This is a genomic window from Pseudomonas sp. B33.4 (assembly GCF_034555375.1).
Taxonomy (GTDB): domain Bacteria; phylum Pseudomonadota; class Gammaproteobacteria; order Pseudomonadales; family Pseudomonadaceae; genus Aquipseudomonas.
Genome location: NZ_CP140706.1, coordinates 3,118,609 through 3,139,849, shown reverse-complemented (window position 1 = coordinate 3,139,849; position 21,241 = coordinate 3,118,609). Strand labels below are relative to the sequence as shown.

Annotated in this window: 17 protein-coding genes and 2 tRNA genes; 10 read left to right on the top strand and 9 right to left on the bottom strand. The window is 59.6% G+C overall.

Annotated elements, in window-relative coordinates; translation table 11 throughout:
- The first annotated feature begins 41 nt into the window (after nucleotides 1–41).
- Nucleotides 42–1,319, top strand: coding sequence for an OmpP1/FadL family transporter (locus U6037_RS13805; protein ID WP_322847157.1), 1,278 nt, complete (start codon nucleotides 42–44; stop codon nucleotides 1,317–1,319).
- 9 nt (nucleotides 1,320–1,328) lie between these two features.
- On the opposite strand, the gene U6037_RS13800 is transcribed toward U6037_RS13805, so the two are convergent.
- Entirely contained in the window at nucleotides 1,329–1,934 is a 606-nt protein-coding gene (locus U6037_RS13800) for a TetR/AcrR family transcriptional regulator (protein ID WP_322847156.1), read from the bottom strand.
- A 158-nt stretch (nucleotides 1,935–2,092) separates the two neighbouring features.
- On the opposite strand from U6037_RS13800, the gene U6037_RS13795 reads away from it, so the two are divergent.
- From U6037_RS13795 to U6037_RS13780, 4 genes are all read left to right on the top strand, one after another.
- Nucleotides 2,093–3,469 carry an aspartate aminotransferase family protein gene (locus U6037_RS13795; RefSeq protein WP_322847155.1) on the top strand — a complete coding sequence of 459 codons (1,377 nt, stop codon included), beginning with the start codon at nucleotides 2,093–2,095 and terminating at the stop codon, nucleotides 3,467–3,469.
- Between the two features lie 306 nt (nucleotides 3,470–3,775).
- The gene (locus U6037_RS13790) at nucleotides 3,776–5,479 is read left to right on the top strand and encodes an amidase (RefSeq protein ID WP_322847154.1); all 1,704 of its coding nucleotides are present in this window, start codon (nucleotides 3,776–3,778) and stop codon (nucleotides 5,477–5,479) included.
- Between the two features lie 409 nt (nucleotides 5,480–5,888).
- A complete protein-coding gene (locus U6037_RS13785; RefSeq protein WP_322847153.1) occupies nucleotides 5,889–7,184 on the top strand; it encodes an OprD family porin in 1,296 nt (431 codons plus the stop codon).
- 373 nt (nucleotides 7,185–7,557) lie between these two features.
- Nucleotides 7,558–8,433, top strand: coding sequence for a hypothetical protein (locus U6037_RS13780; protein WP_322847152.1), 876 nt, complete (start codon nucleotides 7,558–7,560; stop codon nucleotides 8,431–8,433).
- Between the two features lies 1 nt (nucleotide 8,434).
- Here the strand turns inward: U6037_RS13780 and U6037_RS13775 are convergent.
- A tRNA-OTHER gene (locus U6037_RS13775) sits at nucleotides 8,435–8,530 on the bottom strand.
- Between the two features lie 564 nt (nucleotides 8,531–9,094).
- On the opposite strand from U6037_RS13775, the gene U6037_RS13770 reads away from it, so the two are divergent.
- From U6037_RS13770 to U6037_RS13755, 4 genes are all read left to right on the top strand, one after another.
- Complete coding sequence (locus tag U6037_RS13770; protein ID WP_322847151.1) at nucleotides 9,095–9,370, top strand: hypothetical protein; 276 nt, start codon at nucleotides 9,095–9,097, stop codon at nucleotides 9,368–9,370.
- Nucleotides 9,367–9,678, top strand: a complete 312-nt coding sequence (locus U6037_RS13765; RefSeq protein WP_322847150.1) for a short-chain dehydrogenase — start codon at nucleotides 9,367–9,369, stop codon at nucleotides 9,676–9,678. Before U6037_RS13770 ends, U6037_RS13765 begins: the two co-directional genes overlap by 4 nt.
- 132 nt (nucleotides 9,679–9,810) lie before the next feature.
- Nucleotides 9,811–10,056 (top strand): type II toxin-antitoxin system ParD family antitoxin, encoded by a 246-nt coding sequence (locus tag U6037_RS13760; RefSeq protein WP_322847149.1) that lies wholly within the window; start codon nucleotides 9,811–9,813, stop codon nucleotides 10,054–10,056.
- A complete protein-coding gene (locus tag U6037_RS13755; RefSeq protein ID WP_322847148.1) occupies nucleotides 10,049–10,339 on the top strand; it encodes a type II toxin-antitoxin system RelE/ParE family toxin in 291 nt (96 codons plus the stop codon). Before U6037_RS13760 ends, U6037_RS13755 begins: the two co-directional genes overlap by 8 nt.
- A gap of 380 nt (nucleotides 10,340–10,719) precedes the next feature.
- Here U6037_RS13755 and U6037_RS13750 read toward each other — a convergent pair.
- The 7 genes from U6037_RS13750 to fdnG form a co-directional block, all read right to left on the bottom strand.
- Nucleotides 10,720–10,815: transfer RNA gene (locus U6037_RS13750), tRNA-Sec, on the bottom strand.
- 6 nt (nucleotides 10,816–10,821) lie between these two features.
- Nucleotides 10,822–12,738 carry a selenocysteine-specific translation elongation factor gene (gene selB / locus U6037_RS13745; protein ID WP_322847323.1) on the bottom strand — a complete coding sequence of 639 codons (1,917 nt, stop codon included), beginning with the start codon at nucleotides 12,736–12,738 and terminating at the stop codon, nucleotides 10,822–10,824.
- Nucleotides 12,735–14,138: an L-seryl-tRNA(Sec) selenium transferase gene (selA, locus tag U6037_RS13740; RefSeq protein WP_322847322.1), complete on the bottom strand. Its 1,404-nt coding sequence runs from the start codon at nucleotides 14,136–14,138 to the stop codon at nucleotides 12,735–12,737. The genes selB and selA overlap by 4 nt, the downstream gene beginning before the upstream one ends.
- Nucleotides 14,139–14,183: 45 nt before the next feature.
- Nucleotides 14,184–15,110 (bottom strand): formate dehydrogenase accessory protein FdhE, encoded by a 927-nt coding sequence (gene fdhE / locus U6037_RS13735; RefSeq protein ID WP_322847147.1) that lies wholly within the window; start codon nucleotides 15,108–15,110, stop codon nucleotides 14,184–14,186.
- Nucleotides 15,111–15,113: 3 nt separating this feature from the next.
- A complete protein-coding gene (locus tag U6037_RS13730; protein ID WP_322847146.1) occupies nucleotides 15,114–15,779 on the bottom strand; it encodes a formate dehydrogenase subunit gamma in 666 nt (221 codons plus the stop codon).
- A complete protein-coding gene (gene fdxH / locus U6037_RS13725) occupies nucleotides 15,776–16,711 on the bottom strand; it encodes a formate dehydrogenase subunit beta (protein ID WP_322847145.1) in 936 nt (311 codons plus the stop codon). The genes U6037_RS13730 and fdxH overlap by 4 nt, the downstream gene beginning before the upstream one ends.
- Nucleotides 16,712–19,777, bottom strand: a complete 3,066-nt coding sequence (fdnG, locus tag U6037_RS13720; protein ID WP_322847144.1) for a formate dehydrogenase-N subunit alpha — start codon at nucleotides 19,775–19,777, stop codon at nucleotides 16,712–16,714.
- A 300-nt stretch (nucleotides 19,778–20,077) separates the two neighbouring features.
- On the opposite strand from fdnG, the gene U6037_RS13715 reads away from it, so the two are divergent.
- A complete protein-coding gene (locus U6037_RS13715; protein ID WP_322847143.1) occupies nucleotides 20,078–21,232 on the top strand; it encodes a PatB family C-S lyase in 1,155 nt (384 codons plus the stop codon).
- Nucleotides 21,233–21,241 lie beyond the last annotated feature (9 nt).

Sequence of the window (21,241 nt, the reverse complement as noted above, 5' to 3'; positions counted from 1 at the left end):
ACTAAACCTGAAGGCTGATCTTCGTTGATAAGGAATTCGGGATGAAAACCACGCACTCACTGATCATTCTCGCGCTCGCAGGCACTGGCGGTCAGGCACTGGCGGGCGGTATCGATCTGTATGAAGCGGGTCAGGAAGGCGCAGGACTGGCCAATGCCGGCTCGGCAGCGCTGGCCACTGACCCGAGCGTGTTGATGAGTAACCCGGCCGGCATTGCAGCCCTCAAAGGCACGCAAATCAGCCTGACCGGTCAGGCCATCTTCGGTGGGTTGGGCTTTGATCGCGACAGCGACAATGACTTTTCCGGTAACGAGGGCGGCAATCCTTTACCGATCCTGCCGGGCACCAGCCTGTTTATCAGTCATGAGCTCAATGATCGCGCCAGTGTCGGCTTCGGTATGTACGGCAACTTCGGCCTGAGCGTGAAATACGATGACGACTGGGCCGGTCGCTACTTCAGCCAGGAGTCGACGCTGATCGGCATTTCGATGCAGCCGACCTTTGCCTACAAGATCACCGATGATCTTTCGATGGGCATTGGCCCGCGTCTGGTCTATGGCTACTACTACACAAAAATGGCCATCGACAATAACGCCTTCCTGCCGGGCACGCCGTTTCAGGAAGATGGAAAGTTGCAGTACAAGGACACCGACATCGGCACCGGGATCAATCTCGGCCTGCGCTATCAGGTGAATGAGCGCACCACCGTCGGTCTGGCCTACACCAGCAAGGTCAAACTGGAGTTCAAGGATTCGCCATCAGTCCACGGTATTCGCAATCCACTGCTCAATCTGGCGCTGTCGCGGCTGGATGTCGACGAGCTGGAAATCGACATGAACATCCCGCAGACCGCGACCTTGAGCATTGCCCATCAGCTGAACGAACATTGGACGCTGCTGAGTTCGGTGAACTGGCAGGACTGGAGCGACTTTGCCGACATCGGCGTGTCGGTGGACAGCGCCGCCGGCGACGTGTCCCGCTCGGTCGACCGCAAGTATCAAGACACCTGGCACCTGTCGATCGGGGCACAAAATCAGCTCAGCCCGAAACTGCGCTGGAACATGGGCGTGGGCTACGACAGCTCCGCCGTCAAAGACAAGGACCGCACCGTCGACAACCCGATGAACGAGACGTGGCGACTGGCGACCGGGCTGAGCTACAAACTGGCCGAAGACACCGACCTCAACCTCAATTACACGCTGGTCTGGCTGGGTGACATGGACGTGCAGCAGACAAAGCGCAATGGGCAGACGCTGTCGGGAAGTTATCCCAATAGCGCGCTGCACATTGTTGGCGGTGGCGTGACCTGGCGGTTTTGATCGGGCCGATCAGCGCTCCAGCATGCCGTGACACAACAGGCTCAGAACCCCGCGCATGTGCAACGCATGCGCGGCTCGGTCCGGGACTTCCTGCGTCGCCAAGCGGATAAACGCCATGTTCGCGTACTGATTGAACAGCGTCGCCACGACATCGAGATCGATCGATTCGCGCACCTTGCCCGCCTGCTGGAAATGCAAAAGCAACGCCTTGGTTTCCTCAATCACCGCCGCATTCCACGGACTCATCGCTTCAGCGAGGTCGCCCGTCAGCAGAAACGGCGCCAATTCCCGCCACAACGAAGCCGGCATCGCTGCTAGCTGGTAATCGGTCATCAGCCCTTCAAATTCGCACAACGCCTCCAGCGGATCGCTGTCTGCGTCCAGATTCGCCCGCGCCTCGCGCATGGCCTGCTCGTCGGGTTGCTTGAGCAAGGCCAGCAGAATTTCCTGTTTGCCGCCGAAGTAATTGACCACCGTCGGCGCGGAAACGCCGGCCTGTACGGCGATCTGCTCCAGCGTGGTCGCCGCGAAACCATTGCTTTTGAACAGCTCAAGCGCCGCTGCGGCGATGACTTCCCTGCGCTGTTCCTTCTGCCGTTCTCTGAGTCCGCTCATGTTGCCTCTGATGATCCTTGCGTGTCGGGCTCAGCCTACGGCGATATTTTTTCACCGACAAATATTTTCTTTACAAAAATATTTTTAAGTGACAAAACTTTACTCGCACAACGCAGGAATGAACGCACTCACTTATCCCGTTTATCTGGAGATCAGCCATGTCCGCCGAATTCGACCGCACCACCCGTGATTACCAAGCCGCCGACGCTGCCCACCACATCCATGCGTTCGTTGATCAAAAGGCCCTCAACGAGGAAGGTCCACGGGTGATGGTCAGCGGTGATCGTCTGGCGTTGTGGGACAACGACGGCAATCGCTATCTGGACGGCATGTCGGGTCTGTGGTGCACCAACCTCGGTTACGGGCGCAAGGATCTCGCCGCCGCCGCGACCGCACAGCTGGAACAACTGCCCTACTACAACATGTTCTTCCACACCACTCACCCGGCAGTGATCGAGCTGTCCGAACTGCTCTTCAGTCTGCTGCCCAAGCACTACAGCCACGCGATCTACACCAACTCCGGCTCCGAAGCCAACGAAGTGCTGATCCGCACCGTGCGCAAGTTCTGGCAGGTGATGGGCAAACCCGAGAAGAAAATCATGATCGGCCGCTGGAACGGCTACCACGGCTCGACCCTGGCCGCGACGGCGCTGGGCGGGATGAAGTTCATGCACGAGATGGGCGGCACCATTCCCGATGTGGCGCACATTGATGAGCCGTACTGGTTCGCCCACGAAGGCAACCTCAGCCCGGAAGAATTCGGCCTGCGTGCGGCGCGACAACTGGAAGACAAGATTCTCGAACTGGGCGCCGACAAGGTTGCTGCGTTCGTCGCCGAACCGTTCCAGGGCGCGGGTGGCATGATTATTCCACCGGCCACTTACTGGCCCGAGATTCAGCGTATCTGCCGTCAATATGACGTGCTGCTGTGTGCGGACGAAGTGATCGGCGGGTTCGGTCGCACCGGCGAATGGTTCGCGCATCAGGCCTTTGGTTTTGAGCCTGACACGCTGTCGATCGCCAAGGGCCTGACCTCCGGTTACATCCCCATGGGCGGTTTGATTCTGTCGCGGCGCATGGCCGAGGCGCTGGTGGAAAAAGGCGGCGTGTTTGCCCACGGCCTGACCTATTCCGGCCACCCGGTGGCCGCCGCTGTGGCGATTGCCAACCTCAAGGCCTTGCGCGATGAGGGCGTAGTCACTCAGGTGAAAACCGACACCGGCCCGTACCTGCAAAACTGCCTGCGCGAGGTGTTCGGCAATCACCCGTTGGTGGGTGAGATTCAGGGGGTTGGGCTGGTGGCGGCGTTGCAGTTTGCTGAGGACAAGGCTAGCCGCAAGCGCTTTGCCAATGAAAACGACATTGCCTGGCGTTGCCGCACGATTGGCTTTGAGGAAGGGTTGATCATTCGTTCGACATTGGGGCGGATGATCATGGCGCCGGCGCTGGTGGCCACGCGTGCGGAGCTGGATGAGCTGATCGACAAGACGCGGATTGCGGTGGATCGGACGGCGCGGGAGTACGGGGTGCTGTGATCTACTGAAGTGATGGGTTGGCAGAAGCTCCGCTTTCGCGAGCAGGCTCGCTCCCACATTTGGAATGCATTCCACTTTGGCAGCCTGGATGCCTGTTTGGAATGCGATCCCTGTGGGAGCGAGCCTGCTCGCGAAGGGGCCAGCCGGAGAGAAAATCGGTGAGAGACCAATGCCGTCGATTACTCCGCACGCCGCTTGGTGTTAAATAGGCGCCAGTCTTAACCTTGTCGCGTAAAGCCGTGCAACGAGAACCGCTATGAACACCCATTCCAAGAAAAACACCCAAATTCAAACGGCGGTGACCGCATGATCGAAGTCACCGAAGTTTCCATTGCCCAACTGCGCGCCGCACTCGAATCCGGCCAGACCACCTCGGTCGAATTGGTGCAGGCCTATCTGGCGCGTATCGATGCCTATGACGGTGCCGACACACCGACGGCGCTGAACGCCGTAGTCGTGCGCAACCCTGAAGCATTGAACGAAGCACAGGCGTCCGATGCGCGCCGTGCCAAAGGCGAAACCCTCAGCCCGCTCGACGGCATTCCTTACACCGCCAAGGACAGCTATCTGGTCAAGGGCCTGACCGCCGCGTCCGGCAGCCCGGCCTTCGCCGATCTGGTCGCCCATCGTGATGCCTTCACCATCGAACGCCTGCGCGCCGCCGGGGCGATTTGCCTGGGCAAGACCAACATGCCGCCGATGGCCAATGGCGGCATGCAGCGCGGCGTCTACGGTCGCGCCGAAAGCCCTTACAATGCCGCTTATCTCACCGCACCGTTTGCCTCCGGATCGTCGAACGGTGCCGGCACCGCCACTGCTGCGAGTTTTGCCGCGTTCGGTCTGGCTGAAGAAACCTGGTCGAGCGGACGTGGCCCGGCGTCGAACAATGGTTTGTGCGCCTACACGCCGTCGCGCGGGGTGATCTCGGTGCGCGGCAACTGGCCGTTGACGCCGACCATGGACGTGGTCGTGCCTTACGCACGGACCATGGCTGACCTGCTCGAAGTCCTCGACATCGTCGTCGCCGAAGACCCGGACACCCGTGGCGACCTCTGGCGCCTGCAACCGTGGGTGCCGATCCCGAGCGTCAACGAGGTGCGCCCCGCCGCTTACGCCAATCTGGCCGCCGACGCCAAAGCGCTGGCCGGCAAGCGTTTCGCCGTGCCGCGCATGTTCATCAATGCCGACCCTGAAGCCGGCACCAGCGAAGCCCCGGGCATCGGTGGCCCGACCGGCCAGCGCATCAACACCCGTGAGTCGGTGATCGATCTGTGGCAGCAGGCACGGCAGGCGCTCGAAGCCGCCGGTGCCGAAGTCATCGAAACCGATTTCCCGCTGGTGTCCAACTGCGAAGGCGATCGTCCCGGCGCGCCGACTGTGTTCACCCGTGGTCTGGTCTCGAAAGAGTTCCTCCACCACGAGCTGTGGGACCTGACTGCCTGGGCGTTCGACGACTTCCTGCAAGCCAACGGCGACCCGAAACTCAATCGTCTGGTCGACGTCGACGGCGCGAAGATCTTCCCGCACGAACCGGGCACCCTGCCCAACCGTGAAGGTGATCTGGTCGCGGGCATGGATGAATACGTGCGCATGGCCGAGCGCGGCATTACGCCGTGGAATGAAATCAGCACCGTGCCCGATGGCCTGCGTGGTCTGGAGCAGACCCGACGTATCGATCTTGAGGACTGGATGGACAAGCTGGGCCTCGACGCCGTGCTGTTCCCGACGGTCGCTGACGTCGGCCCGGCGGATGCGGACGTCAATCCGGAGTCGGCCGACATCGCCTGGAGCAACGGCATCTGGGTGGCCAACGGCAACCTCGCGATCCGCCACCTCGGCGTACCGACCGTCACCGTGCCGATGGGTGTGATGGCCGACATCGGCATGCCGGTCGGCCTGACCTTCGCCGGCCGCGCCTACGACGACTCGAACCTGCTGCGCCTGGCGGCCGCGTTTGAATCGACCGGCAGCAAACGGCAGATCCCTCCGCGTACGCCGCCATTGTCGTAACGCGATCAAACCTGTGGGAATGTGCTGTGTCAGCTAGCAGAAATGTTGCTTGACACACCGCCATCGCTGGCAAGCCAGCTCCCACAGGTTTCAGCTCCAGTCACAAAATCCTCATTCAACCCAAATCCCTGTAGGAGCGAGCCTGCTCGCGAAAGCGGTGTGTCAGCTGATAGACATGTTGCCTGATGTACCGCATTCGCGAGCAGGCTCGCTTCCACAGTTTTTTGTGTGATGCCAAGATCGGTGGGTACACCATAGATCCCTGTGGGAGCTGGCTTGCCAGCGATGGCGTCAGCACTATCACAACCTCTTGACCTGCCAGCCACAGCAATTCAGCACATCCGCTCAATCCCCTGCACTGCATTCCCGCGATCATCCAGGCCACCTTAATTGCCGCTGGCCACCGACCATGATCGACCGCGCCCCTTCGCGTCTCACCCTGCTCGCACTGCTCTGCGGTCTGAACCCAACCGCCCACGCCAGCGGTTTTTTCGACGACGCCAAAAGCGAAATCCTCAGCCGTAACTTCTTCCTCAGCAACGACTACCGCTCGCCCTCACCCTCCGGAAAAAACTATAAACAGGAATGGGCTCAGGGCTTTATCGGCACCTTCTCATCCGGTTTCACCACCGGAACCGTTGGTTTCGGCATCGATGCCCACGCGTTCGCCGGGCTGAAACTCGACGGTGGCCGGGGCCACTCCGGCACCGGTTTGCTGCCAGTGGACAGCGCCGGTCGCAGCGAAAACGATTACTCCAGCGCCGGCGGCGCGCTGAAGTTGAAAGCCTCGCGCACCACCCTCGCCTTCGGTGAAATGACCGTCGAAACACCGGTATTCGACACCTCCGACAAACGCCTGCAACCGGAATACGCCACAGGCTTTCTGCTCAACAGCGCCGAGTTCGACCACATCAATCTGGTCGCCGGGCATTTCACCGCGTTCAAGAATCAGGACAGCTCATCCGGCAAAGGCGACTTTTACGGTTACGGCGCCAATACCGAGGCCGGCGGCATCAGTTTTCTCGGCGCCGACCTGTTCGCTGACACCCCGATTGGCGGCGCGTTGTACGCGTCTGAACTCAGTGACACCTGGCATCAGTACTACGGCAATCTGCACTTCAAACAGTCCGGCGTGCTGCTCGACGCCAACCTCTACCACACCCGCGACACCGGCCGAGCGCTGGCCGGCGCCATCGACAACACCGCGTTCAGCCTATCCGGCAAATACGCCTTCGGCCCCCACGCGGTGATGCTCGGCTGGCAAAAAATCAATGGTGACACGCCGTTCGATTTCGTCGGCGGCGATTCGATCTACCTCGCCAACTCGATCAAATACGCCGATTTCAACGGCGCCAACGAGCGTTCCTGGCAAGCACGCTACGACCTAGACCTCGGCGCCTTGGGCATCCCCGGCCTGAGCTTCATGACCCGCTACGTCTCCGGTAGCCACATCGACGGCACCCACGCGCCCAAGGGCGGCGCCTACAACCCGTTCGATCCTGACAGCGGCAGTTACCAGCCGCAGCAAGGCGATGGCGGCAAGCATTGGGAGCGGGATATCGATCTGAAGTACGTCGTGCAATCGGGCGCGGCGAAGGATTTGTCGGTGCAGGTGTCGCACGTATCGCACCGCGCCAATGAGGCGCAGGCCGGGGATGACATTGACCGGATTTATGTGGTGATCCAGTACCCGTTGGGTTTCTGACGCAACAGGGTCAACTTTAGGCCTTTGCCTGCCGACGATAGCGCCACGTTAGTCATTTCAAATTTTTATTAGCCTATCAGCGACCAGTTATTAATAGCTTTAGTCTAAAATGAAACATACTCAATAGAAATTGCAAACAACCAACTGGTTGTATCGCCAGTATTGTTGTTTTAGCATCCCCCAAAATTTAATTCTTTTGGCGGTCTACATCTACAGTCTTGGCAATCCCCACTTCCAATTTTTGAAGAACAACCCTATGCAATGTATTGGATTCACAAAAAACAAGAAACGCTGCAAAAATTCAACCCACACTGTTTTTTGCAAAAAACACATGTGGCAGCCCCTTACCTCATTAGTTTCATTGGTGATGGCAATGGGTTTCATGGCAGGTTTTTTTCAGGATCTGATTAAGCCATTAGCTGAAGACTACGTAAAAAGCAACGCAATAAAGAAGCCTATTGCAGTTGAACTTAAGAGTAACCGACTCACAGTAGGTGCATGGGAAAACAATACTGATCCTACTAATGGAAGGTCGGATGTAGTCACAATTCTTTCGGATCGGCAGCCTGTCAAGTCCATTGAGATTTATCACACCGCTAAAGATCAACGATTCAAAAATTATCCGCCGACTTCTCCTTTAGCTGACTCTTTCATCCCCACCACTGCGGAATATCAAATAACAGATCTGGATGGAGACGGGGTCAATGAAATCGTGGTGACGCTAAAAAACCAACTGTATAGCCTGCATTATGACAAACAAGTGAATATTCTAATTTACGGCCCCACAGGGGAACTACTCACCAAAACCCCTTACCCTCAAACCATACAGAACCTGGAAATCCGGACGCTTAATCCGTATAGCGCCTACAAAACTACCGCTGCGATGAAGGATAAAATTTCTGAAAAAATAGAAAGCTCCACTTTTGCGAACGATTTCACTTTGATTACAACCGGCGACCGAAAGACACTTAGATTCTCTTGGGTCATTGATAGCGCTAGTTACACAGCTCCTCACTTACACCAAGTAGAGGAGTTCGAGTATTCCGAAGGAAAATTAATTTCAGTCGGAGCTCCCAAACTTTTTGTAAGCCCCTTCTGGGACGACGCCACATCCGGCGAGTTAGTTCGATCTACTCAACAAGCAGCTGAATTTCTTCGAGAGAACAATCTCCCGGATTTTGTTGATATGTATAAACAAATGAAAGAAGACAGTCAGGAGCAAGCTCCGGAACTACCTAAAGAAGGATAATTGGCGGAAGGCAGCCGGAGTGAAATCCGCCCGGGAATAAATGCCGTCCCCAACCGGGTTTAAAACCGCACCGCGCCACCGGGAGCGATTGCCTTCCTTTAAACCATTGCCCGTCGGCGTTGGCCAGTTCGTTGTCGGGTCGATCTGGCGGGATTCGCCAAGGCGTCGGAGCAGGCCCACGCGGTCGAAATAATTCAGATACTGATTACAGCATTTGCGTCCCATGCCAACGGTCGCGGCACGTTGGCTGGTGGACCATCAATTGGTGACGCCTCATGATTTTGTCGCCGTGGGCTCTGCGATATTCAGCCTCATTGGGAGCTCATCAATCGCCACCGCGAGTAGTCTTTCTCCTACAAGAAAGCCCGGCAAACTCCGGAAGAATACGGCGGTTGACTGACCTGTCCTCACTCCCTATCCTCGCGCCTGTCACGACTCATTCGTGATCGGGTTTGACGGCTCGGCGGTTTTAAGGTGTGCATTGTTCTCCAATTTTGCTAGCGCGCTCGCGTGCTCGAAACAAAGCTAAATGGTGACTGTGTGCGGGGCACTTTCGAGTGCGCCGGGTACCTTAGACCGGTCCGTCAACCTGCGCACAGTTGCCACCCATTCGTTTGACGGCGATCTGGTGGCAGCTCTTGATGACTAAGGAGTTTCACCGATGACCGATCCAACCACAAAGTCCGTCCCCCGCGACCAGGTCGCTCACCACCCTTTCAACGTCCGCCCCGACATCTCGCTCCTCGACGCCCTCGAACACGCGGCCGTCTACCTCAACTGCGCCGAAACCCTCGCCCACCAAGCCCCTAGCGTCGCTCGCCCGGAACACAGCAGCTCGATGCGCTGGGCCAGCCAGCAAATGCTTGCCAATGCCCGCGCGCTGATGCTGGTCGCCATCGCTCGTGTGCACGCCGCGCAAGCGCGGGGTGACGTATGAACTCGCACATTTCGATGACGCACAACGAGGACAGCATTCCGGTCCTACTCGTTTCCACTCAAGCGCCGCTAGACGTATTGCACAGCAGCGCCGCCAGCCGCTTTCTCGCGGTGACGCAAATGATGGAAAGCCTCGCCAGCCTGGATATTTCCTCGGCCAAAGGCGCCGACGTGCAGCAACTGGCGCACGCGGCGGCGATGTTGCTGCGTGATGGTTGTGATGTTGGGGCGGCAGATTCGTTTGCGCGTCTGATAGCAGCAAGATCAAAAGATCGCAGCCTTCGGCAGCTCCTACACCGATCTCTGTAAGAGCTGCCGAAGGCTGCGATCTTTTGCTTTTAACGTATCGGGGACTATCGTTTGTGCAACGAGCTCAATGCTCGTTAGCGCACCAATAGTGTGATAATTTGCGCACACTCGACCATCCGCTGGAGGCCACTCATGGCAACCGTACGAAAAACCATCACCGTGACTGACCAGCAAGACCACTGGATCAAAGCCCAGATCGAAGCCGGTCATTACACCAACGACAGCGAATACATCCGTGATCTGATCCGTCGTGAGCAGGAACGAAACGCCGAGCTGGAAACCATCCGCGCGGCACTTCGGGAAGGTGAGTCCAGTGGAAAACCTCGCCCCTTCGATCCCGAGGCATTCAAATTGAGAATGTCGAGCGCGCATGGCTGAATATCGTCTTACCCCCGCCGCCGAGGGTGACCTTGAGGCGATCTGGAGTTATACGGCTCAACAATGGGGCTTGGATCAGGCCAATCGCTACATCGACATCATTACCGCAGCCTTCGAGCAATTAGCCGAGCGCCCAAAAACCGCAGCGGCCTGTGACGCAATCCGCCCCGGTTATCGCCGCTGCAGTGTGGAACGCCACATGATTTATTTTCGGATCACCGCGTATGGCATCGCAATCGTCAGAGTGCTGCATGATCGGATGGAAGCGCAGCGTAATCTCTGAGAACGTCTCGGATGTCGGTCTGCGACCCGCGTATAGCTACCACCCACATTCGTCTCGCAGCAAACGCTGGCAGCTCCATTGCGCAATTGATCATGCTCGGCGAGCTGGGTGAATCGCGCACTGGATAATCTGGAATTGCCGTAGTAGCAGGGATCTGTGACAAGCCTTGAGTGAGGTGGTGTGGCTGCCGACGCCTTCGCGAGCAGGCTCGCTCCCACAGGGGATTTCTGTCGCTGACGCGGGTGCGGTTCCACCGCCGAATTTGTGGGAGCGAGCCTGCTCGCGAAGGCGGTGGGTCAGTCAGTGAGATGTCGACTGGAAAACGGCATTCGCGAGCAGGCTCGCTCCCACACTGGATCGGGGAGGTCCAGAGGAAAAACTGGCGGAAGGCAGCCGGAGTCGAACCTGCCCGGGAACGGATGCCGTCCCCAACCGGGTTTGAAGCCCGGCCGCGCCACCGGGCGCGATTGCCTTCCTTGAACTCATTGGGCGTCGGCGTGGGCCAGCGCATTGTCGGGGCGGATCTGCCGGGATTCGCCGATGCGCCGGGTCAGGCCGACGCGGTCGAAATATTCCAGATACTGAATGCAGCGTTTGCGTCCCAAGCCTAGCGCATCGCGGAAGGTTGTCACCTGGATCTGCGGATTTACTTTGGCGAGTTCGAGCAGCACGTCGGCCATTCGACGCAGTTGTGCATCACTCAAAAACAGGTCACGCACCACTTGATGCATCGAGCCCAGCCGCGCCAGTTTGCGCAGCAGCAGACGGACCACGGCGTCGTCCTGGCTGAGCATTTTGGCGGCATCGCGCACCCATGGCGGGTCGAATCCGGCGTTTTCGAACAACGGTTGCAATGCCTGCCAGAGGCTTTCGTCCTCGGCATTCAGGCGCACCTGATGCTCAGGCAGGTGCAGCCACGGGCCGCTCGCCTGGATCGATCCGGCCGTGAGCAATTCATCCAGCAAGCTGACAAACGTCGAACGCTCCAGCGCCAGACCACTGAAGCGGCGCAGGCGATCACGGTCGGGGCCCATCTGGTCGGGCTCCTGTTCATGAAACTGTGCGAGTTGCTCCAACAGGGTGAATTTCAACTGCGCCCAGCGTTGCACGTTGAACAGCACCGGGCCTTGGCGGGTGTCGATCAAGCGGACGTTTTCCGCTAACGACCAGGACGCGCGCGGGCGATTGAACTGGCGCTCCAGCCGTTGCGGATCGAGGCCGCCGGCGCTGTAGTTGAGCAGCACGGGCAAGACGTGTTCGAGTTCATCGCCGGAAGCCAAGATTCGCAGTTGCTCCAGACGCTCAGGGCTGCGCCGTTGTCGCGCCGGGGCGAACGGGTCGAGGACCTGGCCGCCGCCCAAGGTGCGTTGCGCGCTCTGGTCGCGCAAGATCAGACGATCACCCTTCACCGCGTGCACCGGTGCATTGATCAGCAGTTGCGCGAACATGCGCTCGCCGGAACTCAGGCGCGGGCCTTCGAGCAAGGCGACCCGTGCGAGGACATCCTGCGTGCCGAGATGCACGTGCACCGGGTGAAAGTGTTCGAAGGTGCGTTCGCCGGGCAGCAGTTGAAATTCAATATCGATACGTTGTGTCGGCGCATGCAGCCAATCGCTGAGCAGCCACTGGCCGCGATGTATCTGCGCCAGTTCGAGACGTTCGCCGGTCAGGTTCAACGCCACCCGCTGGCCGGCGAAGGCCTGTTCGGCGGGTTGATTCTGCGCATGCAGACCGCGCACTCGTACCGATTTGCCGGAGGGCCCGAGGGTGAGTTTGTCGCCGATGGCCACCGAGCCCGACAACGCCGTTCCGGTCACCACAATGCCGGCGCCGGCGACGCTGAACGCGCGGTCGATGGCCAAGCGAAAACCACCGTCACGACTGCGCTCGTGCACTTCACTTTGCGTCTGCAGCAACACCTCGCGTAACCCATCAATGCCCTGCCCGCTCAGGCTCGATACGGTCAGGATCGGCGCCTCGGCAAACGGCCCCTGGGCGAGCAAATCGAGCACTTGGCGCTGCACCTCTTCCACCCTGCCGGCTTCAACGCGGTCGCATTTGGTGATCGCCACCAAGGCGCGCGGAATACCGAGCAATTCGACAATCGCCAGATGCTCGCGGGTCTGCGGCATCACGCCGTCGTCCGCCGCAACCACCAGCAACACCAGATCAATGCCCTGCGCGCCAGCGAGCATGTTGTGGGTGAATTTCTCGTGGCCGGGCACGTCGATAAACCCGGTCAACCCGGCGCCCGGTTCAAGTTCGGCGTAGAGATAACCCAGGTCGATGGTCATGCCGCGTTCGCGTTCTTGCGGGCGGCGGTCGCCGGTTTGTCCGGTCAGGGCTTGCAGCAGCGACGTCTTGCCGTGGTCGATGTGCCCCGCCGTGCCGACAATCATGAATCGACCTGCAATTGCGGCAATTGCGCGAGCCACGCTGGCTCATCGTCGAGCTGGCGCAGATCCAGCCACAGCGCATCGTCGTCAATACGACCAAGCACGGGGATTGGCAAGGCCCGCAACGCGGCTTCCAGATTCAACAGGCAGCGCCCGCGCAAACGCCTGGAGACTTGTGGGCGCATGCACAACGCCGCGCTCGGCAAACGCGCCACCGGTTGGCTACCGCTGCCGATCATGCCCAAGGCCTCGACTGCACTGACCTGCCAGCTTTCGCCCAACAGGTCAGCCATCAAGGGCTGCAAACGTAAGGCCTGGACGAAGATGTCAGCTTGCGGGCGAGTCAACAGGCGCAGACTCGGCAGACGTTCAGCGAGGCGATCCGGATCGCGGTACAGACCGAGCACCGCCTCCAGCGCCGCCAAGGTCAATTTATCGACCCGCAATGCGCGTTTCAGCGGGTTTTTCTTGATCTTCGCGATCAGCTCTTTGCGCCCAACGATCAACCCGGCCTGCGGGCCGCCGAGCAATTTATCGCCGCTGAACGTGACGATATCCGCGCCATCCTGTAGCGCCTGCCGCACCGTCGGTTCCGCCGGCAAACCCCAGCGCGTCAGATCGAGCAGACTGCCGCTGCCCAGATCCTCGAGCAACGGCAAACCATGCCGATGCGCCAACTCGGCCAGCTCAGCGGTCGGCACCCGCGCGGTAAAACCCTCGATGCTGTAGTTGCTCGCGTGCACGCGCATGATCAAACCGCTGCGCGGGCTGATCGCCGCTTCGTAGTCGCGAGCATGGGTACGATTGGTCGTGCCGACTTCGTGCAGACGCACGCCGGCGCGGGCCATGATGTCGGGGATGCGGAAGGCGCCGCCGATTTCGATCAGCTCGCCACGGGAAATGATCCCTTCCTTGCGCGCGCCAAGACTGTTGAGCGTCAGCAGTACGGCAGCGGCATTGTTGTTGACCACGGTGACGGCTTCGGCGCCGGTCAGTTCGCGGATCAGGCCTTCAATGAGGTCGTCACGGTCACCGCGTTTGCCGCTGGCCAGATCGAATTCCAGATTGAGCGGATAACGCGCGGCCATTTGCACGGCGTCGATGGCTTCGTCCGGCAACAAGGCGCGGCCGAGGTTGGTGTGCAGCACGGTGCCGGTGAGGTTGAACACCCGGCGCACATGGCTGCGTTGTTGCTGGGCCAGGCGTTCACCGACGCGGCCGGCGAGCACTTCGGGGCTAATTTCAACGGCTGACAATTGCCCGCTCAAGACGCTGGAACGCAGCTCATCGAGCAACTGACGCAAACTCGCCAGCAACGACTCACGGCCGTGACGCTCAAGTAACGGCGCACACGCCGGGTGCCGCAACAAACCATCAATGGAAGGTAACCGCAGGGACATCAGCCACTCCTGGAAACAGATCACTGCGCCAGAGTGTAGACCCTTCGTTCACTCGTCTCCGGGTGCTAGTAACAAGTTCGGCGCCAAGCGCTGATAACCGTCCTGCGCCAGTCGCATATCCAGCAGCAGGCTGCTCAAGTCAGCCGACAACGCCTCGGCATCGGCATCGTTTTCCAGATACACCAGTTTCAGATAGCTGCTACAACCCGGACAGACTTCCGCTCGCAACGGCGCTTGATTAGCGGCATGTCGATCATCCTCAAGGCTCAGATAATCCAGCCCCTTGCTCGACTCGCAATACACGCATTTGACCCGTACCACATGCCATTCGCAGGCACACAGCGAACACACCAGATAACGCAAGCCGTTGTGTTTGCCGCGATGGCGGATCACCCCGGCCATCGCCGGTGAACCGCACGCCGGGCATTGGCTGAGGCTGTCGCCGGGTTTGAGTTTCAGATCCGGGGCGCTGAGCAACCAATGACTCCACGTCACTTGCAGCGCCGCACCGAGAAACGGCACCAGTTGCGCCGGCACCATTGAATATTGACCACTGACCAACGCCACGGCCCACGAACGTAATTGGCCGGTACTGGCGACCCGCAACGTCGTCACTGCATCAATAACAGCGGGATTCTCAGAAGGATCATAACGCTGTAGCAAAGCCTCAAGATAAGCCTGCCAGCCCTCTTCACGCACCAACGTGTCGGCAGCAAATGGCGGCAAACCATGCTGCTGGCAAGCCTCGATCCGTTGCTGATCGAACGGTGCCGTCAACGGCGGATCGTCGAATACCTGTTGCTGAACCCGGCACAACCCGGCGATCAAGCGCAAGTACTCGGCCAACGGGTGCCCTTGCGCCAAAAACTCTAGACGATCAGCCCGCAGCGCAAACAGGTTCGAAGGTGGCAGATGCAGAAACGGCGGCGAACTCGCCGCCGCTTCGATTTCCCCAGGTTCCAGAATGGTTGGCAAAGGTCAGCCCTTTTTGGTGATCGGTCGCTCCGGCACGTCGGGATGACGCTCATCGCGGGTGACGTCGCGATACCAGAGTTCATGGTGTTTCTTCGCCCAGGCGCGGCTTACCCAGCCGTGCATCATCGCGTCGACCGATCCCTTGATCCACAGCCCGGCGTAGATGTGAATGATGATGCTCAGCACCAGAATGAACCCGGCCAGCGCATGCAGGAGCATCGCCCAGCGAATCACGGTGATGCCGAAGTACGCACTGAACCAGGCGCGCCAGATCACCAGCCCGGTAAACAGCAAACCGAGCATGCACAGCAGTAAAGTCCAGAACAGCAGCTTTTGCCCGGCGTTGTATTTGCCCACTGGCGGTACGCTTTCTTCGTCGTTGACCAACACCCGGTCGATGCGGCGCATCCACTTGCCGTCGTTGCTGATGAAGAAGTTGGCGCGCCAGAAACTCAGCACCAGACCGATGAAAAACACGAACATGGCGATGCCCATGTACGGATGCAGAATCCGCGTCCACGGCCCGCCGCCGAACAGGTTGCTCAGCCAGAACAGCGACGGGTGAAACAACGCCAGCCCGGACAGCCCGGCCATGAAAAACAGGATCGCCACCAGCCAGTGATTGGTGCGCTGGTTGGCGGTGTAACGAAGGATCGTTTTGTTGCTCATGGCCGGTCCTCCCCGCGTGGATCGAAGGTGTGCACCGCCGGATCGACGACATGCACCGAGGTGTCAGGTGGCGTTGGATGCTCATCTTCTTCGACCCGGTTCGGGCCGATGCGCACGTAATGGAAGAACCCGGCCAGCACCGCCGCGCCCATGGCCAACAGGCCCAGCGGTTTGCTGATGCCTTTCCACAGGCCCACCAACGGACTGATCGCCGGATCCTGCGGCAGGTTGGCGTAGATGGTTGGCGTGTCAGCGTGGTGCAATACATACATCACATGCGTGCCGCCAACACCGGCCGGGTCATACAGACCGGCATTCTCGAAGCCACGGCTTTTCAGGTCGACGATGCGTTCGGCAGCGTGTTCTTTCATGTCTTCCTTGGTGCCGAAAACAATGGCGCCGGTCGGGCAGGTTTTCACGCAGGCCGGTTCCAGCCCTACCGCCACGCGATCCGAACACAAGGTGCATTTGTAGGCCTTGTGATCCTTTTGCGAGATGCGCGGAATGTTGAACGGGCAACCGGTGATGCAGTAGCCGCAACCGATGCAGTGATCTTGATCGAAATCGACGATGCCATTGGCATGCTTGATGATCGCGCCGGGGCTCGGGCACGCCGCCAGACAACCGGGCTCGGCGCAGTGCATGCAGCCATCCTTGCGGATCAGCCATTCGAGGTTGCCGGCGTCGGTTTCGTGTTCGGTGAAGCGCATCAACGTCCAGGTTTCCGCGCTCAAGTCTTGTGGGTTGTCGTAGGTGCCGTGGTTGTGGCCGACCTCGTCGCGCAGCTCGTTCCATTCCGAGCAGGCGACCTGACAGGCTTTGCAGCCGATGCATTTGGTGGTGTCGATCAGCTTGGCCACCGCCTCCTGATTTCTCACCGATGGCGGCAGGGTCGTGGTGGCCGAGCGGGCAATGATGTCTTGGCTGGCCATTTACAGTTTCTCCACGTTGACCAGGAATGACTTGGATTCCGGGGTCTGGGTGTTGCCATCGCCGAGGAACGGCACCAGGGTGTTGGTCAGGTAACCGTGACGCGTCAGGCCGGTGAACCCCCAGTGCAACGGGATGCCGATCTGATGCACGACCTGGCCATTGACCTGCAGCGGCCGGATCCTTTTTGTCACCACCGCCACCGCTTCGATAAAGCCGCGCTTGCAACTGACCCGCACTCGATCACCGGCAGCGATGCCCTTCTCTTTCGCCAGCACTTCGCCGATTTCCACGAACTGCTCAGGCTGGGCAATCGCGTTCAACTTGCAGTGCTTGCTCCAGAAGTGGAAATGCTCGGTGAGCCGGTAACTGGTGCCGGCGTACGGGAAGTCCTTGGCCTCGCCGAGGGTTTCCCAGACCGAATCGAAGATCCGCGCCGCCGGGTTGCTGGTGGCTTTCTTGTTCTGCGGGTGCAACGGGTTGATGCCGATCGGCGTTTCGAACGGCTCGTAGTGCTCGGGGAATGGGCCCTCGTTCATCTTGTCGACGGCGAAGAACCGCGCGACGCCTTCGGGGTTCATGATGAACGGGTTCATCCCGGCTTCCGGCGGCACATCGGCCTTGTAGTCCGGCACATCGGTGCCGCCCCAGGCTTTGCCGTTCCACCAGACCAGACGTTTTTTCGGATCCCACGGTTTGCCGGACACGTCTGCCGAAGCGCGGTTATAGAGAATCCGCCGATTGGCCGGCCAGGCCCACGCCCAGCCGAGATGCTGATGCATGCCGAACGGGTCGCTGTTGTCGCGCCGCGCCATCTGGTTACCGGCCTCGGTCCAGCTGCCGGCGAAGATCCAGCAACCGGACGCGGTGCTGCCGTCATCCTTGAGCAAGCCGAACCCGGCCAGTTGCGAACCCGCTTTCACTGCAACCCCGGTGGCGTCAGTGAAATCAGCCATAGCGCTGCCGTTAATTTCCTTGGCCAACTCTTCCGGCGAAGGCTCGTCCGCGATCTTGTACGGCCACGTCAGTTTCAACAGCGGATCGGGGAATTTGCCGCCCTCGGCCTGATAGCGCTTGCGCAGGCGCAGGAACAATTCGCTCATGATGCGGATGTCGGTCTGCGCCTCGCCCGGGCCATCGGCACCTTTCCAGTGCCATTGCAGCCAGCGGCTGCTGTTGACCAGTGAGCCGTCCTCTTCGGCAAAACAAGTGGTCGGCAGGCGAATGACTTCGGTCTGGATTTCGTCGGTTTTCACATCGTTGTAAGGCCCGACGTTGTGCCAGAACTCCGAGGTTTCGGTGGCCAGCGGGTCCATCACCACCAGCCATTTCAGCTTGGCCAGTGCGCCCATCACGCGGTTCTTGTCCGGCAGCGCGGCGATCGGGTTGAAGCCTTGGCAGAAGTACCCGTTGACCTTGCCCTGGCTCATTAGGTCGAACATTTTCAGAACGTCGTAGTTGGGAATGTCGAGTTTCGGCAAATGGTCGTAGCACCAATTGTTCTCGACGGTAGCGTTGGCGCCGTACCACGACTTCATCAGGCTGACGTGGAATTTGCTGTAGTTCTGCCAGTAGGACAGTTGCCCCGGACGCAACGGGACTTGCGTGCGTTTGTGGATGAAGGCGTTGTAATCCTGCTCGCTGTCCTGGCCCAGGGTCAGATAGCCCGGCAGTGCATTGGAGAGCAAGCCAAGGTCGGTCAGGCCCTGAATATTCGAGTGACCGCGCAAGGCGTTGACGCCGCCACCGGGCATGCCGACGTTGCCCAGCAGCAGTTGCACCATCGCCGCACTGCGAATGATCTGCGCGCCGATCGAGTGCTGGGTCCAGCCGAGGGCGTAGAGAATCGTCATGGTCTTGCCCGGGATCGAGCAGGTAGCGATCTCTTCCCAGATTTTCTGCATGGCATCGACTGGCATGCCGCAGATCTGGCTGGCGAGGTCAATGTTGTAGCGGCTGTAATGCACCTTCATCAACTGATAGACGCAGCGCGGGTGTTGCAACGTCGGGTCGACTTTGGCAAAGCCATCGTCGCCCATCTCGTAGCCCCAACCGGACTTGTCGGTGTAGCTGCGTTTAGCGACGTCGTAGCCGCTGAAAATCCCGTCTTCGAAGCCGTAGCCTTCTTTGACGATGAACGAGACATCGGTGTAATTGCGCACGTATTCGTGCTGGATCTTGTCCTCGGTCAGCAGGTAATTGATCAGCCCGCCCATGAAGGCGATGTCGGTGCCGGTGCGGATCGGCGCGTAGTAGTCGGCCACCGAAGCGGTCCGGGTAAAACGCGGATCAACCACGATCAGCCGCGCAGCGTTGTGCGCTTTGGCCTCGGTCACCCATTTGAAGCCGCACGGATGCGCTTCTGCTGCGTTGCCGCCCATCACCAGGATCAGATTCGCGTTGGCGATATCGGTCCAGGTATTGGTCATGGCACCACGGCCGTACGTCGGGGCAAGACTTGCCACCGTCGGGCCGTGTCAGACACGCGCCTGGTTATCGAACCCCAGCATGCCGAGACTGCGAATCACCTTCTGGGTGATGTAACCGGCTTCGTTGGACGCTGCCGACGCGGCGAGGAACCCGGTGCTCAGCCAGCGATTCACCGTTTGCCCGTTGGCATTTTTCTCGATGAAGTTGGCGTCGCGGTCGGTTTTCATCAGGTCGGCGATGCGGTCGAGCGCTTCGTCCCAACTGATCCGCGTCCATTCGCTGCTGCCCGGCTTGCGCGTTTGTGGATAGAGCAAACGCCCGGGGCTGTGAATGAAGTCGAGCAGGCCTGCGCCTTTCGGGCAAAGGGTGCCGCGATTGACCGGATGGTCGGCGTCGCCCTCGATGTGAATGATGCTTTGCGCGACGTTCTTCGCGGTATCGCCCTGGCTGTACATGATCAAACCGCAGCCGACCGAGCAATACGGACAGGTGTTGCGGGTTTCATGGGTGTGGGCAAGCTTGAAGTGGCGCACCTGCTCGGCGAAGGCTTGCGTCGGGGCCATGCCCAACGCGCCCAGGCTCGAGCCTGCAAGGCCGATACCGGCGACCTTGAAGAACTGACGACGGCTGAGATCCATCGTGCACTCCTGATCAGGTGGAACCCGGTACTTGAGCCGGGTTTTATCTGGACAATCACGGTTGCGGCAAACGTCTGCCGACCTTTTCACTGTAGACAAAGACCTTACGTTCTGTGTGAAAACCGACCGTCGGCCGTTTGTCAGGCAATACACAAATCTGTGTAGGAGCTGCCGAAGGCTGCGATCTTTTGATGTTGCTCTTTAAAAACAAAATCAAAAGATCGCAGCCTTCGGCAGCTCCTACAGGGGTTGTAGGTTTATCATGCCCGCAGGACCAATCCCGCCTTCACGAGACCGCGCATGACTTTCGATTTTGATCAGCTATTCGACCGCCACAACACCGGCAGCACCAAGTGGAGCCGCTATTCGGCCGACGTCTTGCCGATGTGGGTCGCTGACATGGATTTCGCCGCGCCGCCGGTAATCATCGAGGCTTTGCAACAGCGCCTGCTGCATCCGCTGGTGGGCTACAGCGTGGCACAGGACAACCTGCGTGAAGCCATCGTCGCCGACCTCTGGGCCAAGTTTGCCTGGAAGGTCAAACCGCAAGAGCTGATCTTTCTGCCGGGCGTCGAGTCAGGTTTCAACATGGCTTTGAAAGCGCTGGTACAGCCGCAGCAGAATGTCGTGGTGCAAGTGCCAAACTACCCGCCACTGCGCCACGCGCCGGGGCATTGGGGGTTGAACAAGGTTGAGCTGGAGTTCGTTGCGCAGGCTGATGGCACTTACCTGACGCCGCTGGACGTGCTGCGTGAATCGCTGAACGGTGGCGGCGCGCTGTTGCTGAGCAACCCGCACAATCCGCTGGGCAAAGTGTTTGGCCGTGAAGAGCTGCAAGCCGTGGCCGACATTTGCGTGGCGCAGGACGCCTGGATCATCTCCGACGAAATCCACGCCGAGCTGTGCTTCGACGGTCGCGTGCACATTCCGACCGCCTCGTTGAGCGCGCAAATCGCCCAACGCACCATCACCCTGATGTCGGCGAGCAAGGCTTACAACATCGCCGGTCTGAAGACCTCGTTCATGATCATTCAGGACGCCGCCCTGCGCGAGCGCGTCAACCACGCCCGCTGCGGCATGGTCGACAGCGTCAATCCGTTGGGCATGGAAGCCACCCGCGTTGCCTACAGCGAAGGTGCGCCGTGGCTCGCCGAGTTGAAAACCTATCTGCAGGCCAACCGCGACTGGCTGGTTGACGCCGTACGCAGCCGCTTGCCGGGCGTGACCATCAATGTGCCGCAGGGCACATATCTGGCCTGGCTGGATTGTTCGGCGCTGGATCTGGACAACCCGCAGCAGTTCTTCCTCGAGCAGGGCAAGGTGGGCCTCAGCGCCGGTCTGGACTTCGGCGATCAGCACCAACAGTTCGTACGCCTGAACTTCGGTTGCCCACGCGCACTGCTCGAAGAAGGCATCGCCCGCATGGAGCGTGCCCTGACACAACGCAACACCTGAAAACACCAC

Excerpts from the sequence above, each read along its gene's own strand:
- U6037_RS13805 (WP_322847157.1), top strand. The coding sequence starts at position 42 with ATGAAAACCACGCACTCACTGATCATTCTCGCGCTCGCAGGCACTGGC.
- U6037_RS13800 (WP_322847156.1), bottom strand. The coding sequence starts at position 1,934 with ATGAGCGGACTCAGAGAACGGCAGAAGGAACAGCGCAGGGAAGTCATC.
- U6037_RS13795 (WP_322847155.1), top strand. The coding sequence starts at position 2,093 with ATGTCCGCCGAATTCGACCGCACCACCCGTGATTACCAAGCCGCCGAC.
- U6037_RS13790 (WP_322847154.1), top strand. The coding sequence starts at position 3,776 with ATGATCGAAGTCACCGAAGTTTCCATTGCCCAACTGCGCGCCGCACTC.
- U6037_RS13785 (WP_322847153.1), top strand. The coding sequence starts at position 5,889 with ATGATCGACCGCGCCCCTTCGCGTCTCACCCTGCTCGCACTGCTCTGC.
- U6037_RS13780 (WP_322847152.1), top strand. The coding sequence starts at position 7,558 with ATGGGTTTCATGGCAGGTTTTTTTCAGGATCTGATTAAGCCATTAGCT.
- U6037_RS13770 (WP_322847151.1), top strand. The coding sequence starts at position 9,095 with ATGACCGATCCAACCACAAAGTCCGTCCCCCGCGACCAGGTCGCTCAC.
- U6037_RS13765 (WP_322847150.1), top strand. The coding sequence starts at position 9,367 with ATGAACTCGCACATTTCGATGACGCACAACGAGGACAGCATTCCGGTC.
- U6037_RS13760 (WP_322847149.1), top strand. The coding sequence starts at position 9,811 with ATGGCAACCGTACGAAAAACCATCACCGTGACTGACCAGCAAGACCAC.
- U6037_RS13755 (WP_322847148.1), top strand. The coding sequence starts at position 10,049 with ATGGCTGAATATCGTCTTACCCCCGCCGCCGAGGGTGACCTTGAGGCG.
- selB (WP_322847323.1), bottom strand. The coding sequence starts at position 12,738 with ATGATTGTCGGCACGGCGGGGCACATCGACCACGGCAAGACGTCGCTG.
- U6037_RS13730 (WP_322847146.1), bottom strand. The coding sequence starts at position 15,779 with ATGAGCAACAAAACGATCCTTCGTTACACCGCCAACCAGCGCACCAAT.
- fdxH (WP_322847145.1), bottom strand. The coding sequence starts at position 16,711 with ATGGCCAGCCAAGACATCATTGCCCGCTCGGCCACCACGACCCTGCCG.
- U6037_RS13715 (WP_322847143.1), top strand. The coding sequence starts at position 20,078 with ATGACTTTCGATTTTGATCAGCTATTCGACCGCCACAACACCGGCAGC.